This is a genomic window from Streptomyces sp. NPDC049585 (assembly GCF_040675615.1).
Classification (GTDB): Bacteria; Actinomycetota; Actinomycetes; order Streptomycetales; family Streptomycetaceae; genus Streptomyces; species Streptomyces luteosporeus.
This window is the reverse complement of the sequence record NZ_JBFAPE010000002.1, coordinates 334,468-350,864: the sequence shown is the minus strand read 5'-3', so window position 1 is coordinate 350,864 and position 16,397 is coordinate 334,468. Positions and strand designations below refer to the sequence as shown.

Genomic DNA, 16,397 nt, shown 5'->3' with positions numbered 1-16,397 from the left:
CCCCGTATTAAAGGCCCGGGTGAGGCCCGCGTGAGGCCCGGGTGAGGCCCGGACGTCCACCGGAGCTTCCAACTCCCCTACGTGCGCTGGCACCCCCGCGGTCTGGGACGATGGACGACATGCGTGCGCGATACGGAGTACCCCTGGGAATCACCGCGGTCGGCGCGGCGGGCCTCGCCTATGCCGCCGGCTTCGAAGTCCGCTCCTTCCGGCTGCGACGGGTCACCGTACCCGTGCTGCCGCAGGGCATGCGGCCGCTGCGGGTGCTCCAGGTCTCCGACATCCACATGGTCGGCGGCCAGCGCAAGAAGCAGCGCTGGCTGCAGTCGCTGGCCGGGCTGCGCCCCGACTTCGTCATCAACACCGGCGACAACCTCTCCGACCCGCAGGGCGTCCCCGAGGCCCTCGACGCCCTCGGCCCCCTCATGCGCTTCCCCGGCGCCTACGTCTTCGGGTCGAACGACTACTACGGCCCCAAGCTGCGCAACCCCGCCCGCTACCTGGTCGAGCGCATGACCGGCCGGCACGGCCTCAACGGGAACACCCCCGTCGTCGGCGCGATCCACAACCCCTGGGAGGAGCTGCGCGACGGCTTCGACGCGGCGGGCTGGGTCAACCTCACCAACACCCGCGGCAGCCTCAAGATCGACGGGATGGAGATCGCCCTCACCGGCCTCGACGACCCGCACATCAAGCGCGACCGCTACCAGCAGGTGGCCGGCGGCCCCGAGGCCGGCGCCGACTTCTCCATGGCCGTCGTCCACGCCCCCTACCTGCGCGTTCTCGACGCCTTCACCACCGACCGCTACCCGCTGATCCTCGCCGGTCACACCCACGGCGGCCAGCTGTGCATCCCCTTCTACGGCGCCCTGGTCACCAACTGCGACATCGACACCGACCGGGTCAAGGGCCTGTCCACCCACACCGCCGGCGGGCACCGCTCCTACCTGCACGTTTCCGCCGGCTGCGGCACCAACCGCTACACCCCGGTCCGCTTCGCCTGCCCCCCGGAGGCCACCCTCCTCACCCTCGTCCCCCACAGCTGACCAGGGGCTCCACAGAGCCCCCGCATACGGTGGGGGGATGACCGACCCGACATCCCCCACCACCACGCGCCCCGCCCTGCCCGACACGGCGGACGCGCCGGCGCCCACGGGCCGCCGCCCCTACGCGGCGGCCTTCCGCGCGCTCATCGCCCTGGCAGCGCTCACCGGCGTCGTCCTGGACACGATCGACTCCGACGACCTCGGCCGGCTCTTCAGCTACTTCACGATCCAGTCCAACCTCCTGCTGGCGATCGCCTGCGCCTGGTCCGCCCACCGCGCCTGGACCGCCCGCCCCGCCCTCTCCCCCCGCATCACCGGCGCAGCGCTGCTCTACATCTCCATCACGGGTCTGGTCTTCCACTTCGTGCTGTCGAACGACGCCAGCGGCTTCGCCATGACCAGCCAGCGCACCCCCCTCGAATCGGTCGCCAACCAGCTCCTGCACACCGTGACCCCCCTCACGGCCGCCCTCGACTGGCTCCTGCTCACCACACCCGGCGGCTTCCTGATCCGCCATGCCTGGCAGTGGCTGGCCTACCCCTTCCTCTACCTCCCCTTCGCCCTCATCCGCGGCGCCCTCCTCGCCCCCGGCACCGACGGCCGCTACCCGTACCCCTTCCTGGACGTCGACCTCCACGGCTACGCCGGCATCGCCATCAACGCCGTCGTCTTCGGCCTGGCCTTCTACGCCCTGGCCCTCACCCTCGTCCTCCTCGACCGCATACGCCCCCATCTGCAGCCCCGGCGGAACCGGATTTCGCCTACGGCCTCCGGTCGGCTAAAGTAGTCCTCGTTGCTCCGGAGCCCGCAAAAACGGGGGCCGGTCGCACATCGGGGTGTAGCGCAGCTTGGCAGCGCGCTTCGTTCGGGACGAAGAGGTCGTGGGTTCAAATCCCGCCACCCCGACAGGTGAAACACCAGGTCAGGGCCCTGATCCTTTCGAGGATCAGGGCCCTGACGCGTTTCCGGCGCCGGAATCCGGTGGGGGGGAGGGGCCTACGCGGCCCCTCCCTGTTGGATCAGTCGGTCGTCGGGGGTTGCCAGCCCTGGGTTCGGAGGGTTTCGGCGATGTCCGGGGGCTCGTAGTGGGGGCCCTTGAGGACCTTGCCGTCCTGGCGGAGGACCGGGTGGCCGTCCGGGGTCAGTTTGCTCATGTTCGCGCGGTGGACCTCGGCGATCACGGCGTCCAGGTCGATGCCGTGCACGAGGGCGGTGCCGTACGCGACGTACACCACGTCGGCCAGCTCGTGGGCCAGGCGGTCCAGGGGGCCGTCGACGGCGACCTCCGCGACCTCGGCCACCTCTTCGGCCAGGAGGTCCTGGCGGTGGGCGGCCAGTTGCGGGGGGATCTCCGTGGGGGTCATGCGGGCGTCCAGACCGAAGGCGCGGTGGAACTCGCGGACCTTCCCGGCCGGGGAGGGGTGGGTCACTGGTAGTCCTTGAGGCTGAGGGAGTTGACCACTTTCGCGAAGTCCATCAGATCCTGTTCGGCGTTCGGGTCGGCGGCCTGGCCCGTGAGGGCGGACACCTCGGACTCCCAGCGGGCCTTGTTGGCCAGGGCGAGTTGCTGGTTCAGGCCCACGTACTCGCGCAGTTCGCTCTCGTACGCGGCGAAGGCGGTGCGGTGGTCGCCGTCGGCGGCGCGGAGTTCGCCGGCCAGGACGTACGCGCCCACCATCGCCATGCTCGTGCCCTGTCCGGACATCGGCGAGCCGCAGTAGCCGGAGTCGCCCAGCAGGACCACCCGGCCGTGTGACCAGCTGTCCATGTGGATCTGGCTCATCGAGTCGAAGTGGAAGTCGGGGGCGTTCCACATGTGGGTCAGGGCGTTGGGGAATTCCCAGCCGCCGTCCGCGAGGCGGTCGGCGAGGAGCTTCTTGTGGGAATCGGTGTCGCGGTAGTCGTACGCCAGCGGCTCCTCGGGCTCGAAGCCGAGGTAGACCCGGGCCTCGGTGTTCTCGCGGACGCTCATGGCGCCGCCCCAGGTGCCGTCGTCCCGTACGCACATGGTCTGCCAGCGGTCGAGGCCGAGGAAGTTGGGGGCGGTGAAGACGGCGAGGTAGGTGCCGAGGTGGCGGATGAACCGTTCCTCCGGACCGAAGGCGAGCCGGCGGACGTTGGAGTGCAGGCCGTCGGCGCCGACGACGAGGTCGAAGGTGCGCGGGGCGCTGTTCTCGAAGGTGACCGCGACCTCGTCCTCGTTCTGCTGGAGGGAGGCGATGGAGTCGCCGAAGAGGTATTCGGGGCCGTCCGTGCCGCCGGCGGCGTCGAAGATCAGGCGGCTGAGGTCGTCGCGCATGACCTCGATGTCGGGGCTGTCGAAGTCGAGGTCGGTCAGCGTGCGTTCCTCGCTGCGGTAGAGCTCCTTGCCCGTCTCGTCGACCAGCGACATGCCGCGGATGCCGGTGCGCAGGGCGCGGATGTCGTCGAGGATGCCCATCTTCTCCGCGACGCCGAGTGCGGGGCCGCGCACGTCGATGGCCTGGCCGCCGGGGCGCAGGCCGGGCGAGCGCTCCACCACCGTGACGTGGAAGCCGTACCGGTCGAGCCAGTAGGCGAGGGCGGGGCCACCGATGCTGGCGCCGGAGATGAGGATTCTGGTGTTCTTCACGGGTCTGGGCTCCCCCTGTGCGTGGTCGACGCCGCCCGGGCTGCTGGCGCCCGGCGTCGGCGCGAGGATGATCAAGAACGCGGGGGCCGCACGTCAACCGCATTTACGAAGACCCGGGCGTAGGACCCTGGCGGGTGACGGCGTTGTCCACAACCGGCGAGTACTCCACAGACTGCGGCGGCCCCCGCCACGTCGTCGGACCAGCGGCGCAGAATGGTGGGCATGACTGAGAGCAAGGGGTCCTCGCAGGGCAACTCGACCGCATCCATGCCGGACTGGGAAAAGAGGTTCCGGGCGCCACGCACAGGCCTGCCCCGGTGGGCGGAGGACGCCCCCGACCGCTCGTTGTTCACCTCGAACGCGACGGGGACCTTCGAGCTGTACACCTGGGACCGGGCCACCGGCACCCGGCGGCAGGTCACCGACCGGCCGAACGGCACGACCGGCGGCCTGCTGTCGCCGGACGGCGAGTGGATCTGGTGGTTCTCCGACACCGACGGCGACGAGTTCGGCGTGTGGGTCCGCCAGCCCTTCCACGGCGGCCTGGACGAGCCGGCGGCGCCCGGCCTCGCGCCGTCCTACCCGGACGGCCTGGCCCTGGGCCGGGACGGCACCGCCGTCATCGGCCGCTCCACCGACAAGGGCGGTTCCTCCGTGCACGTCGTGCGCCCGGGCGCCGAGCCGGTGGAGATCTACCGCCACGAGCAGTCGGCCGGCGTCGGCGACCTCTCCCACGACGGCTCGCTCGTCGCGATCGAGCACACCGAGCACGGGGACGCCATGCACTCCGCGATCCGCGTCGTGCGGCTCGACGGCACGACCGTGAGCGAGCTCGACGACAGCGAGGGCGGCACCCGGGAGCTGGGGCTGTCGGTGATGGGCTTCGCCCCCGTGGACGGCGACAACCGGCTGCTGGTCGGCCACCAGCGCCGGGGCCGCTGGGAGCCGATGCTGTGGGACGCCGTCACGGGCGAGGAGACGCACCTGGCCATCGACCTGCCCGGCGACCTGGACGCCGACTGGTTCCCCGACGGCACCGCGCTGCTCATCGACCACAACTTCCACGCCCGCAGCGAGCTGTGGCGCTACGACCTGGCCGACGGCGGGCTGACCCGCCTGGACACGCCGCAGGGCACGGTCTCGGGAGCCCTGGCCCGGCCGGACGGGACGGTGGAGTTCCTGTGGTCGTCGGCCGCCGAGCCGCCGGTCGTCCGCTCTACGGCCGGCCACGTCGTCCTGGAGACGCCCGCGACGCCGCACGGCATCGACCGGGCGCCGAGCTCGGTGCCGGTCACGGACGTGTGGGTGGAGGGGCCCGGCGGCGCGGTGCACGCCCTGGTGCAGAAGCCGGCGGGCGAGGGGCCCTTCCCCACCGTCTTCGACATCCACGGCGGCCCGACCTGGCACGACAGCGACGTGTTCGCGGCCGGCCCGGCGGCCTGGGTCGATCACGGGTTCGCCGTCGTACGGGTCAACTACCGGGGCTCCACCGGGTACGGCCGGGCCTGGACGGACGCGCTCAAGCACCGCGTCGGGCTGATCGAGCTGGAGGACATCGCGGCCGTACGGGAGTGGGCCGTGGCCTCCGGGCTCGCCGACCCGCGGCAGCTGGTGCTGTCCGGCGGCTCCTGGGGCGGCTACCTGACCCTGCTGGGCCTGGGCACCCAGCCCGAGGCCTGGGCCGTCGGCCTGGCCGCCGTGCCGGTCGCGGACTACGTCACGGCCTACCACGACGAGATGGAGGCCCTCAAGGCCCTGGACCGCACGCTGCTGGGCGGTACGCCCGAGGAGGTGCCGGAGCGCTTCGCCGCCTCGTCACCGCTGACGTACGTCGACCAGGTGCGGGCGCCCGTCTACATCTCGGCCGGCGTGAACGACCCCCGGTGCCCTATACGCCAGGTGGAGAACTACGTGGCGCGGCTGGAGCGGCGTGGCCACCCGCACGAGGTCTACCGCTACGACGCCGGGCACGGGTCGCTGGTGGTGGAGGAGCGGATCAAGCAGCTCCGGCTGGAGATCGCTTTTGCCCAGCGGCATCTTCCCCGGGCTGCGGCGCCTGCGGCAGCTGTTCCTCGGGCGTGATGCCGAGCGCCAGGTCCTTCGCGGCCTCGGCCTCACGGCGGAAGAGCCGGAACCACATGAAGACGACGAAGCCGGCGAAGACGAACCACTCACCGGTGTAGCCGAGGTTCTGGAACGCCTTGAGGTCCAGGCCGGTGTTGGGCGCGGCGGCCGGCGGCACCGGGGTCAGGGGGGCGGGGGCCTTCGCGACGGTGACCCACGCGTCGTACACCTCGTACGGCACGAGGTTCACCAGCGAGGCGGCGCTGATCACGCCGAGCTGTCCCTGCGGCAGCCCGCCGGAGGGGCCGACGCCCTTGGAGGTCCGGCTCTCCGAGGGCTGCAGGGCGCCGGTGACGCTCGTCTCGCCCGCGGGCGGCGCCGGCACCTTGGCGGCGTCGGCCGCCGAGCCGGCGTCGCCGGGCAGCCAGCCCCGGACCACCGGCAGGGCCTTGCCGCCGTCGGTGCGCAGCATGGTCAGGACGTAGAAGCCCTTGCGGCCGTCGAGGTCGCGGTCGGGGACGAGCAGTTGATGCCCGGTGTCGTACCGACCGGTCGCGGTGACCTGGCGGCCGGAGGTCTCGGTGGTGACGGGAAGGAGGTCGCGCAGCGGCGCGGAGGCGGCCGTGCGGGCGTCGTCGGCCTGGGTCTGCTGCTCACGGTGCGAGTCGACGCGCGTCTCGAACCGCCCGAGCTGCCAGCTGCCCATGAACAGGCACAGCGGGATGGCCAGCACGGTGAAGACGTTGATCGCCCACCAGCGAGGAGTCAGCAGGAACCGATACACACCACCACGGTACGGGCACGGCAGCGGTTGCCGTCCGCCGGGGCGGCCTCGCCGCCCGACCACCCTGCGTCCCGCAAGCTCCCGTCGCTCAGGGCTTCGCCGGAGTCGTCGCCAGGGGGCCCGTCCGGTAGACCGTGCCCGCGCAGGCGTCCGGGATGGTGGCGTCGGCCGCCTTCGGCTCCCCGGCGTCCGGGACATGGGAGAGGACGACGCTGCCCGGTGCACTGGCGCTCTGGGCGGCGACCTGCTGGGCGGTCTGCGGTTTCTGTTCCGCCGCGGCCGCCGACGGGGCGGAGGAGGCGCCGGCCGCCGGGGTGGGCGAGGGCTCCGGCCGGTTGCAGCCGCTCTGCCCGTCCGCCGCCGGCACCCAGGCGAACCGGATCTCGTACGCCTGGCCCGGCTGGAGGATCACCTGGCTGGGCACGGTGCCGGGGTCCGGCAGCCCGGGGGCCGCGTCGCCGGAGGTGTGGTCGACGACGGAGACCCGTGAACCGTCGGCACCGCCCTGGGCGTGTGCGGCGACGACGCCGGAGCCGGCGACGGCGCAGACGGTGCGGGAGACGTTGACGACGCGGAAGGCGCCGTAGACCTTGCCGTCCTTGTCCGCGTTCTCGACGCTGCTGCTGCCCCGGCCGAGCTGGTCCCGGTCGCAGGTCGGCGAGGACGCGACCAGGGTCGGCCCGGGGGCGGGGACGCCTGCCCCCGTGCTGCCGCCGGGGCCGGGGGTGGCGGTGCCATCGCCGTTCCCCGGGCGGTCCGTGCCCTTCTCCTCTCCCTTGCGGGAGGCGTCGGGGCCGGCGGAGGTGCCCTCGTCGGCTCCGTCGTCCGCGCGGCCGTCGTCATGCCGGCCGTCGGCGAGCTGGTGGGTGCGCTGCCGGCTGCTGGCGGCGTTGGCGGCGCGGTCGTCGCCGGTGGCGGCGGTGGTGGCGACATGGATCAGCGCGGGCAGCGCCGTGGCCGCGAGGATCACGGCGGCAGCGGCGCCGACGACGGCCTGCCGGCGCCGGGTACGCCGGGCCGGCACGGCGTCCCGCAGCCGCTCGAGCGCGTCGGAGCGCGGTTCGAGATCACCGACGGCACCCTGCAGCATCCGCCGCAGCGCGTCCTCGTCGAGGGAGCTGTTGCCGAGGGGGGTGGGAGTGCCTCCGAGCGGGCTGTCCGCCTGCGGCTCCTCCCCCGTCGGGTCCTGCGGGAAGTGGTGGCTCATACCGGCGCCTCCATCGCGACACGGAGGGCGGCGATGCCGCGCGAGCCGTACGCCTTGACGGAGCCGAGGGAGAGGCCGAGGGTCTCGGCGACCTGGGCCTCGGTCATGTCGGCGAAGTAGCGCAGGACGAGAACCTCGCGCTGTCGGCGCTGCAGTCCACGCATGGCTTTGATCAATTGGTCCCGCTCCAGCTGTTCGTACGCTCCCTCCTCGGCACTCGCCATGTCGGGCATCGGCTTCGAGAGCAGTTTCAGCCCGAGGATGCGGCGACGGAGCGCGGAGCGGGAAAGATTGACGACAGTCTGCCGCAGATAGGCGAGGGTCTTCTCCGGGTCGCGCACGCGGCCGCGGGCGGAGTGCACCCGGATGAAGGCCTCCTGCACCACGTCCTCGCAGGAGGCCGTGTCGTCGAGGAGCAGGGCGGCGAGACCGAGCAGCGACCGGTAGTGGGCGCGGTAGGTCTCGGTGAGGTGGTCGACGGTGGTGCCCGCTGCCATCGCCTCGTCAGCGTCCCCGGTTCGGGGCGTCGCCGGCGCGGGCGTCCGTACGGCGGGAGGTGTGGCGGGCCGGTCCTGGGCGGGTACGGGGGCGGGTGCCGGGGACTGTCCGGGGCGGGCGGCCGGCCAGGGCGCGATCACCGGCATACCGCCCGGTGTGCCGGCACGCGGGCGCACCGCGGCGCTGCCGCGCCGTGGGACGGTTGCGATGCTGATGACCTCTGCCACGCCTGTTGGACACGCTTCCCCCCGTCAGGGTTGTACGCGCGGGGCAGCGTCCTCCTCCGCGCGCCGTGCGCCACGCCGCATGACGCGGCGTCAGGTGCCCTCATGCGTACCAGCTCTTCCCTCAATGCCCCGGTTCGTCTGCCGTGGTTCCAGCGCCGCCCGCGGATGTCGCCCGCGGATGTCGCGCGTCACCGCCGTGGGAGACGTAGACGCGCCCCACCGACGTCACGGTTGCGGCGGTTCCCCGGCACCGCGCGGCCCCGGCCGGCACACCGGAGCGCATGGTCGAACGGATCCGGTCACCGACTCAAGAGGTCTGGACCAACGAGTTGATCACAGCACCTTCACACGTTCGGTGGACGGTCAGCAAGTATTACCGAGCGGTCAGCCCGGCCGCCACGAGTTCCGCGATCTGCGCGGCGTTGAGCGCGGAGCCTTTGCGGAGATTGTCCCCGCAGGCGAAGAGTTCCAGGGCGCACGGGTCGTCCAGGGAACGCCGCACCCGCCCCACCCACGTCGGATCGGTGCCCACCGCGTCGACCGGAGTGGGGAACTCCGCCTCCTCCGGGCTGTCGCACAGCACCACGCCCGGCGCGTTGGCCAGGACCTCGTGAGCCCGCTCGACGTCCACCTCGCGCTTGAAGCGCGCGTGCACGCTCACCGAGTGCGTGGCGACCACCGGTACGCGGACGCACGTCGCGCTCACCGGCAGCTCCGGCAGCCCCAGGATCCTGCGGGTCTCCTCGCGGATGGCGAGTTCCCGCGACGACCAGCCGCCGTCCGCCGGCTCCCCGGCCCACGGCACGACGTTCAGCGCCACCGGTGCCTGGAACGGCCCCATCCGGTCGCCGACCGCCCGCCGTACGTCGCCCGGGTGCGTCCCGAGCTCCCGGCCGCCGCCCGCCACCACGGCGAGCTGGGCGCGCAGGGCATCCACGCCGGCCCGGCCGGCGCCGGAGACGGCCTCGTAGGAGGAGACGACCAGTTCGCGCAGCCCGAAGGCCGCGTGCAGCGCGCCCACCGCGACGATCATCGACAGCGTGGTGCAGCCAGGGCTGGCGATGATGCCGCGGGGACGCAGGCGCGCGGCACTGGCGTTCACCTCGGGCACCACCAGCGGTACGTCCGGCTGCGCACGGAAGGCGCCCGAGCTGTCCACGACGAGCGCACCCCGGGCGACCGCGACGGGCGCCCAGCGCGCCGCCACCCGCTCGGGTACGGCGAACAGCGCGACGTCGACGCCCTCGAACGCCGCCTCGTCCAGCGCGACGACCTCGGTCTCCACGCCCCGCACGACCAGCTTCCGCCCGTGCGAGCGGGGGGAGGCGACGAGTCGGATCTCGCCCCAGATGTCCGCGTGCTGGGACAGGATCTCCAGCAGCACCGCCCCCACGCCGCCCGTCGCACCGACGACGGCCAGCGTGGGAGCACCTCCATGGCCGGAGGGACCACCCGTCGGGCCCGGACGGCCCTCCGGGTGGGCGCCGGTCATCGGCCGGTGCCGCCGTAGACGACAGCCTCGTCGTTCTCGCTGTCCAGGCCGAAGGCCGTGTGGACGGCGCGGACGGCCTCGTTCACGTCGTCGGCACGGGTGACCACCGAGATGCGGATCTCGGAGGTCGAGATCAGCTCGATGTTCACGCCGGCGTTGGACAGCGCCTCGAAGAAGGTCGCCGTGACGCCCGGGTTGGTCTTCATCCCCGCGCCGACCAGCGAGATCTTCGCGATCTGGTCGTCGTAGCGCAGCGAGTCGAAGCCCACGCGGGACTTGGTCTTCTCCAGCGCCTCGACCGCCTTGGCGCCCTCGGTCTTGGGGAGGGTGAAGGAGATGTCGGTCAGACCGGTCGACGCCGCGGAGACGTTCTGGACGACCATGTCGATGTTGATGTCGGCGTCCGCGATCGCGCGGAAGATCGTCGCGGCCTCGCCCGGCTTGTCCGGCACCCCGACGACCGTGATCTTCGCCTCGGAGGTGTCGTGCGCGACGCCCGAGATGATCGCCTGCTCCATCGGCTCGTCCCCTTGCGGTTCGTTGCTGACCCAGGTGCCGCGCAGCCCGGAGAAGGACGAGCGGACGTGGATCGGGATGTTGTAACGGCGCGCGTACTCCACGCAGCGGTGCAGCAGCACCTTCGAACCGGAGCTGGCCAGCTCCAGCATGTCCTCGAACGAGATCCAGTCGATCTTCCGGGCCTTCTTCACCACCCGCGGATCGGCGGTGAAGACGCCGTCGACGTCGGTGTAGATCTCGCACACCTCGGCGTCCAGCGCCGCCGCCAGCGCGACGGCGGTGGTGTCGCTGCCGCCACGGCCCAGGGTGGTGATGTCCTTCTTGTCCTGGGACACACCCTGGAAGCCGGCCACGATCGCGATGTTGCCCGCATCGAGCGACTGCTGGATCCGGCCCGGCGTGACGTCGATGATCCGCGCTTTGTTGTGGGCCGAGTCGGTGATGACTCCGGCCTGGCTGCCGGTGAACGACTGCGCCTCGTGACCGAGGTTTTTGATCGCCATCGCCAGCAGCGCCATGGAGATCCGCTCTCCGGCGGTCAGCAGCATGTCGAACTCGCGGCCGGCCGGCATCGGCGAGACCTGCCCGGCGAGATCGATCAACTCGTCCGTCGTGTCACCCATCGCGGAAACCACGACGACCACCTGGTGGCCGTTCTTCTTGGCTTCGACGATTCGCTTGGCAACCCGCTTGATGCCTTCGGCATCGGCAACGGAGGAGCCTCCGTACTTCTGCACGACAAGGCCCACGTGCGCTCCTCGCAGCTATACGTAATGCGGTCCGCCTCAGTCTAACGAGGGGCCGGAATGGGCCCTGCCGGTGTCACATCGTGAGACAACACGGGAAATATCACCGTCCCTGGCCGTCGAGGCCGCCGACTTCGCGTACGGAATCGGCGACGGCCCGGAAGTCCTTGCGCAGGATCGCGCCGTGATTGCTCGCGACCTTGGCGCCGATGCGGATGTTCGCGTTGCGGGCGGTTGCCGCGTCGAGGCCGGCGCGTATGCGTTCCTGCTCGTCGCCGCGGCTGCCGAAGGACGTCCCCGACGCCACCACGTACCGCACCGGCACGGTGATGTCGTCCAGTACGGGCCCCAGCTCGCGCTCCCGCGAGAGCCTGCCGAGCTCGATGTTGCTCTCCGCCTGCTGGGCGGCGGTCATACGCGGAACCAGGCCCGTCGGGCGCAGCAGCGGCGTGAACCAGGCCAGACGCCGGAAGAGCCCACGGATCCGCTCCTCCATCGCCCCGTCCAGCCAGTCGTACGGGAACGCGCCGTCGACCAGGACCGCGCCCACCGCACGGTCCGGGTTCCGGGCGGCCCAGTGCGCGGCGACGACCGCTCCGTAGGACCAGCCCACCAGCACCGCCCGCTCCACGCCCCTGGCGGCGAGAACGGCATCCACATCCCGGACGGCGGCCTCGAAGGAGTAGTCCGCCGAGGTCTTCGACTTCTTTCCGCGGGCCCGCTCGTCGTAGGTGATGTGCCGCCACCCCGGCCCCAGTTCGGCGACGGTCCGCCGCCAGTAGCCCTGCGTGGCGAACTGGCCGTTGAGGTAGACCACGGGGGTGCCGGGGCTGCCGGGGCCTCCGGTGTCGGTGACGGCCAGGGCCGTGTCGTCGACGGGCACCATGCCGGTCCACGGCGCGGCGGCGGCCGGGACAGCGCTGCTCTTCGTCATGTGTTCCCCCTGTACGGATGCGGCGCCGGATGCGGTTGCGGATGCGGATGCGGTTCAGAGGCTGCGGGCGGTGATGTCGCCGTGGGGGGTGGTGGCGCGGATGTCGAGCGCGGCGGTGCCGTCGTTCTTGAGGGCGTTGCTGATGCGGCCGTAGCCGGTTTCGGCGTCCAGGGCGGCCGAGACGCCGGCGGCCGCGACCACCGAGATGTCACCGGACTGGGTACGGAGCACGAGCGCGCCGCGTACGGCCTCGTTGATCCGGATGTCGCCCCGCGCGGTGCTGATCTCGGCGGGGCCGCCCAGCCGGCCGACCTGGACATCGCCGTCGACGGCGGTCAGGCGCAGGCTCGCGGCCTCGTCGACCTTGATCTGGCGGTACGCGCCGTCGAAGACGACGTCACCGAGGCGGCCGACGCCGCGCAGTTCGCAGGCGGCGCTCTTCGCCTCGACGCGGGAGCCGGCGGGCAGTTGGACGGTGATTTCGACGGATCCCGAGGCGCCGAAGAGCTGGTTCCTGGGCTCGGGGGTGCTGATCCGCAGGACGCCGTCGGCGTAGGCGACGGCGGTGCGCTCGGCGGTCTGGACGTCGCGGCTCTTGCCGGGGTTGGCGGGCAGGACCTCGACGGTGGTGTCGGTGCGGTCGGCGGCGATGAGCTGGATGCGCCCGGCGGGGATGTCGAAGAGGGCGGAGACCGGGGCGGGGGTGGCGAACTTCTGCATGATGCGTTCCTTCGAGTCGTCGTTTCCGATGACAGAAACGCTACGTTGCGTTCGACCTTCTAGCAACGAACTTGTTGCATAGAAAAAGCATCCTCGCAGGTAGATGCAGGAAATTCGTTGCATCGATCTGAACAGCAACGCAACACACACCCCACTGATCGTTGCAATGAAATGGGCGTGAACGCTATCCTGGACACCCACGGAACGACGGCAAGGACGACGAAGGAGAACCGCGATGCCGGGAGGCAGGCTCACCCAGCAGGAACGCCAGAAGATCGCGCTGGGACTGGCCGACGGCCTCGCCTACGCCGAGATCGCCCGCCGCCTCGACCGCCCGACCTCCACCGTCACGCGCGAGGTCATGCGCAACGGCGGCCCCACCGCCTACCGCGCGGAGGTCGCCCACCGCGCCACCGAACGCCGCGCCCAGCGGCGCAGGCAACCCGCGCCCCGGCGGGCGGACGCGCCCCCGCAGCCTCACGGGCGGGATGCCGAAGCGGTGCGCGAGTACGAGGAGACGTTCACGACGATGCTCATGCAGTCGGGCACGCCCAAGATGATGGCCCGGGTGCTCGCCTGCCTCTGCATCAGCGACACCGGCAGCCTCACCGCGTCCGAACTCGTCCAGCGCCTGCAGGTCAGCCCGGCGTCCGTGTCCAAGGCGGTCGCGTTCCTCGAAAGCCAGGGCCTCGTGCGCCGGGAGCGCGACGAACGCCGCCGCGAGCGCTACATCGTCGACGACGACGTCTGGTACCAGTCCATGATGGCCGCCGCCCGTGGCACCGCCGCCATCGCCGAAACCGCACGCCAAGGCGTCGGCGTGCTCATCCCCGGCACACCGGCCGCCGCCCGCCTCGAAAACATCGCCCGCTTCCTCGACTTCGTCTCCGAGAGCACCACCCGCGCCGCCAACCAGGCCCGCGAAATCCTCCGCACGCCTCAGCCGGAAGGGCGGTAGCCCGTGGCGCACGAGATGGTCACCGTCTGCCTGCCGCCGGACGCGCACCACGACCTGCACTCCGCCATCGAAGCGGCCCTGGCGCCCTTCGACATGAACGGTGACCACGAGCCCTACCAAGGCGAATGGGACCTGTGGTGGCTGGGCCGGCCGGGCGAGGAGTTCGCCGTACTCCCCGGCCACGAGGACGATCCCCGCCTCGTCCGAGCGCCCCTCGACGCGTACGGCAACCCCCGCCACTGGGCGCCCGGACAGTGCGACGGCGGCCCGCGCGGCCTGCTCGACCTCGACGGCACCGGGAGCCGGCTCGCCACGGAATACCTGCTCACCCTGGAGGGAGAGTGGGTCTACGACACCGCCATGCCCCGGCCCGACATCAGCTACCCCGACTTCTTCGGCAAGTACGTGCGTGCCCTCGCGTCGGACGTCATGGTCGTCCGCCTGCGCATCCACTGCTGAGGGGGCCGGTCACTCAGTCGGCGAACTCCTTCAGTTCCTCGGTCTCCAGGACGATGCCGACGGGGGCAGGGATCTCGACACGTGCGCCGAACGAGTGCGTCGCAACGTGGCAGTACTTCCCCTTCGCCGGTTCCGTGTGGACCGTGACCTCCCAACGGTCACGGTCGACGAGCAGGAACACCGGGATGCCCGCAGCCGCATAGCCGTCGGGCTTCTCGATGCGGTCCCGGCGTTCCGTGTCGAAATCATGGGACGTGATCTCGACCGTCATCAGCACGCCGTCGGGATCAGCCCATTCCCCCTGGCCTGCGAAGTGCTTCCGAGGCGCGAGGGCGCCATCCGTGCGCGCGCGCCCCTTGCGATAGGCCTCGACCTTCAGCCCCCGCTCCGGATAGAGGGCAAGATCCGGTCGCTGCTGCATGCACTGCATCAACAGCCACATGATGATCTCGTCGCGGTTGCCGTCCGGCATCGGCTTGACCCTGACCTCTCCACCAATGAGCTCAAGCCGGATGGCTTCCGGCGCCCTGCGGGCAAGTTCTTCGAAGTCCTCCACAGCCACCTGCGGCCGCCCGGGCGTCCTGGGTGTCGGGGTCATGGCGTCGCCTCCTCCCCTCCATGGTGCCCGCATCGGGGCCGGGGCGGTCATGCAAGGCCGCCGTCGGTGTCGGCTTCTCGCGGCCGGAACGTGGCCGGGACGTCCGCCAGGCGGCACTCCTGGCACAGCCCGCCACGCATGGCCTCCAGGCCGCACGGCTCCTCGCACAGTGTGCACACCGGCGTGCGGCGGATCACCGTCGACAGCCGGGTGATGAGCGGGATCCCTTCAGTGCTCATGATCAGTACTCCTTCGATGCCTCGGGGTGATCCCTGCCGCGATGCGGCAGTCATCTGCGCGTACGGAATGGGCGACGACCGGCGGCGCGCCTTCCACGCGGAAGGTGTCCGGTACGGGCTGTCCGGGTGGTACGGGCGGAGGCGGCGGCACCAGGTGCCTCAGGGGAATCAGGGGCATCTTGGCCGTCAGGCGGCTGCGGACCAGGCCGGCCGGGTGGTGGACCGACTGCGGCAGACCGGTCGTCACCGCCGCCGTCAGCTGTTCGGGGGTCATGTCGCGCGCCAGCCATTGCGCGGTGAGCGGTTCGAGGGCCTCGCACTCGGCGGCGGACAGCGTCAGGCGCGCATCCGCGAAGCGGAGCCGGGACAGGACCCCGTACGCACGGGAACGCGGCTGCGGCGCGACGGCGGGGGCCGGTTCGGGTTCCTCGGGCTCGGGGGCCGGGCGGGGCTCGGGACGCTCCCCCAGCTGCCCCTCCCACCACGCCTGCGAACGCGCCGTCCGCGAGAAGAACGTCAGCGTCACCCAGCGCACGCCGGCCTTCGTCGTTGCCGCCACCTGGCGGATGAACACGTGCCCGGCCTCGCGCAGGCGCCGGATCGCCGTCCGGCACGCCTGCTGCCCGTAGTCCGGCAGCACCTTGGCCAGCGTCTTCACGTCCATCGCCGCCCCCTCGGGCAGCCGGTCGATGAACGCGGCAATCGCCGCCTCACGCTTGGGCAGATGTACGAAGTCATGCGCGCCCGGCGGTGCTTGGTCCGGTGCGCTGCGCTTCCCGAACCCAGGGTTCGCCATGGGGTGTGCACTAGAGTTGGCTGTAGCCACGGATCGACCTCTGTCTCGATCTCGTTGGTCAGACCCCGGTTCGGTGTTGGTAGCACCGGCCGGGGTTGTTTGTTGCTGCGCACGCTAGGGCGTCCGTACCGCGTGTCGCAAGCGGATCACGGAAAGTTACTTGGGTGGGTGGGCGGGAGAGAACTCCCCACCACCCATTCCTTGAAAGCAGCGCTCGGATCTCGACGCTCGGGTCTTCCCGGAGCTCAAGCGCCGACGAGGAAGCGCGTGAATGCCGCCCAGGAGACGGCCGGTACGTCGACCCTCGGCGCTTGAGCCCCGAGCTTCGAGTCCCGGACGTGGATAGTGCGGGGGGAGGCGGCGACTTCGACGCAGTCGCCCCCTTCGCCACCGCTGTAGCTGGATCTGCGCCAGGAGAAGGCGACCTCGACGCACGCTTCACCGCCTTCGTCGCTATAGCTCGACTTGAACCAGTCCAAGGCTTCGCAGCCAGCTATTC

General features: G+C 71.4%; 18 protein-coding genes and 1 tRNA gene. 6 read left to right on the top strand and 13 right to left on the bottom strand.

Annotated features, from left to right (window positions below):
• The first annotated feature begins 119 nt into the window (after window positions 1-119).
• The 3 genes from AB0K17_RS03970 (at window position 120) to AB0K17_RS03960 (ending at window position 1,952) form a co-directional block, all read left to right on the top strand.
• Complete coding sequence (locus tag AB0K17_RS03970) at window positions 120-1,046, top strand: metallophosphoesterase (protein ID WP_365982007.1); 927 nt, start codon at window positions 120-122, stop codon at window positions 1,044-1,046.
• Between the two features lie 37 nt (window positions 1,047-1,083).
• Window positions 1,084-1,833: a Pr6Pr family membrane protein gene (locus AB0K17_RS03965; protein ID WP_365982006.1), complete on the top strand. Its 750-nt coding sequence runs from the start codon at window positions 1,084-1,086 to the stop codon at window positions 1,831-1,833.
• A 45-nt stretch (window positions 1,834-1,878) separates the two neighbouring features.
• A tRNA-Pro gene (locus tag AB0K17_RS03960) sits at window positions 1,879-1,952 on the top strand.
• 113 nt (window positions 1,953-2,065) lie between these two features.
• Here AB0K17_RS03960 and AB0K17_RS03955 read toward each other — a convergent pair.
• The gene (locus tag AB0K17_RS03955; protein ID WP_365965144.1) at window positions 2,066-2,476 is read right to left on the bottom strand and encodes a MazG nucleotide pyrophosphohydrolase domain-containing protein; all 411 of its coding nucleotides are present in this window, start codon (window positions 2,474-2,476) and stop codon (window positions 2,066-2,068) included.
• Window positions 2,473-3,657 carry an FAD-dependent monooxygenase gene (locus AB0K17_RS03950; RefSeq protein WP_365965143.1) on the bottom strand — a complete coding sequence of 395 codons (1,185 nt, stop codon included), beginning with the start codon at window positions 3,655-3,657 and terminating at the stop codon, window positions 2,473-2,475. Before AB0K17_RS03950 ends, AB0K17_RS03955 begins: the two co-directional genes overlap by 4 nt.
• Window positions 3,658-3,924: 267 nt before the next feature.
• Between AB0K17_RS03950 and AB0K17_RS03945 the strand changes: the two genes are divergently transcribed.
• Entirely contained in the window at window positions 3,925-5,739 is a 1,815-nt protein-coding gene (locus tag AB0K17_RS03945; protein ID WP_365965154.1) for a prolyl oligopeptidase family serine peptidase, read from the top strand.
• Here AB0K17_RS03945 and AB0K17_RS03940 read toward each other — a convergent pair.
• The 7 genes from AB0K17_RS03940 to AB0K17_RS03910 form a co-directional block, all read right to left on the bottom strand.
• A complete protein-coding gene (locus tag AB0K17_RS03940; protein ID WP_365965142.1) occupies window positions 5,654-6,505 on the bottom strand; it encodes an SURF1 family protein in 852 nt (283 codons plus the stop codon). The two genes, AB0K17_RS03945 and AB0K17_RS03940, sit on opposite strands and share 86 nt — an antisense overlap.
• Window positions 6,506-6,593: 88 nt before the next feature.
• Complete coding sequence (locus tag AB0K17_RS03935) at window positions 6,594-7,712, bottom strand: hypothetical protein (RefSeq protein WP_365965141.1); 1,119 nt, start codon at window positions 7,710-7,712, stop codon at window positions 6,594-6,596.
• Window positions 7,709-8,356 (bottom strand): SigE family RNA polymerase sigma factor, encoded by a 648-nt coding sequence (locus AB0K17_RS03930; protein ID WP_365965139.1) that lies wholly within the window; start codon window positions 8,354-8,356, stop codon window positions 7,709-7,711. The genes AB0K17_RS03935 and AB0K17_RS03930 overlap by 4 nt, the downstream gene beginning before the upstream one ends.
• 454 nt (window positions 8,357-8,810) lie before the next feature.
• On the bottom strand, window positions 8,811-9,929 hold the full coding sequence (locus tag AB0K17_RS03925) for an aspartate-semialdehyde dehydrogenase (protein WP_365982005.1): 1,119 nt from the start codon (window positions 9,927-9,929) through the stop codon (window positions 8,811-8,813).
• A complete protein-coding gene (locus AB0K17_RS03920) occupies window positions 9,926-11,197 on the bottom strand; it encodes an aspartate kinase (RefSeq protein ID WP_365965137.1) in 1,272 nt (423 codons plus the stop codon). Before AB0K17_RS03920 ends, AB0K17_RS03925 begins: the two co-directional genes overlap by 4 nt.
• Before the next feature lie 100 nt (window positions 11,198-11,297).
• Window positions 11,298-12,128 carry an alpha/beta fold hydrolase gene (locus tag AB0K17_RS03915; protein ID WP_365982004.1) on the bottom strand — a complete coding sequence of 277 codons (831 nt, stop codon included), beginning with the start codon at window positions 12,126-12,128 and terminating at the stop codon, window positions 11,298-11,300.
• A 54-nt stretch (window positions 12,129-12,182) separates the two neighbouring features.
• Window positions 12,183-12,848, bottom strand: coding sequence for a DUF4097 family beta strand repeat-containing protein (locus AB0K17_RS03910; RefSeq protein WP_365982003.1), 666 nt, complete (start codon window positions 12,846-12,848; stop codon window positions 12,183-12,185).
• Between the two features lie 235 nt (window positions 12,849-13,083).
• Here AB0K17_RS03910 and AB0K17_RS03905 point away from each other — a divergent pair, with 235 nt between their 5' ends.
• Together AB0K17_RS03905 and AB0K17_RS03900 are read left to right on the top strand one after the other, a co-directional pair.
• Window positions 13,084-13,806, top strand: coding sequence for a helix-turn-helix domain-containing protein (locus AB0K17_RS03905; RefSeq protein WP_365965134.1), 723 nt, complete (start codon window positions 13,084-13,086; stop codon window positions 13,804-13,806).
• Window positions 13,807-13,809: 3 nt separating this feature from the next.
• Window positions 13,810-14,265 carry a hypothetical protein gene (locus AB0K17_RS03900; protein ID WP_365982001.1) on the top strand — a complete coding sequence of 152 codons (456 nt, stop codon included), beginning with the start codon at window positions 13,810-13,812 and terminating at the stop codon, window positions 14,263-14,265.
• Between the two features lie 13 nt (window positions 14,266-14,278).
• Here AB0K17_RS03900 and AB0K17_RS03895 read toward each other — a convergent pair whose 3' ends face one another.
• The 4 genes from AB0K17_RS03895 to AB0K17_RS03880 form a co-directional block, all read right to left on the bottom strand.
• Window positions 14,279-14,863, bottom strand: coding sequence for a Uma2 family endonuclease (locus tag AB0K17_RS03895; protein WP_365982000.1), 585 nt, complete (start codon window positions 14,861-14,863; stop codon window positions 14,279-14,281).
• Window positions 14,864-14,910: 47 nt separating this feature from the next.
• Window positions 14,911-15,102 (bottom strand): hypothetical protein, encoded by a 192-nt coding sequence (locus AB0K17_RS03890; RefSeq protein WP_365981999.1) that lies wholly within the window; start codon window positions 15,100-15,102, stop codon window positions 14,911-14,913.
• A complete protein-coding gene (locus tag AB0K17_RS03885; RefSeq protein WP_365981998.1) occupies window positions 15,092-15,898 on the bottom strand; it encodes a hypothetical protein in 807 nt (268 codons plus the stop codon). Before AB0K17_RS03885 ends, AB0K17_RS03890 begins: the two co-directional genes overlap by 11 nt.
• A 245-nt stretch (window positions 15,899-16,143) precedes the next feature.
• Window positions 16,144-16,395 (bottom strand): DUF397 domain-containing protein, encoded by a 252-nt coding sequence (locus AB0K17_RS03880; RefSeq protein WP_365982051.1) that lies wholly within the window; start codon window positions 16,393-16,395, stop codon window positions 16,144-16,146.
• Window positions 16,396-16,397: the final 2 nt, after the last annotated feature.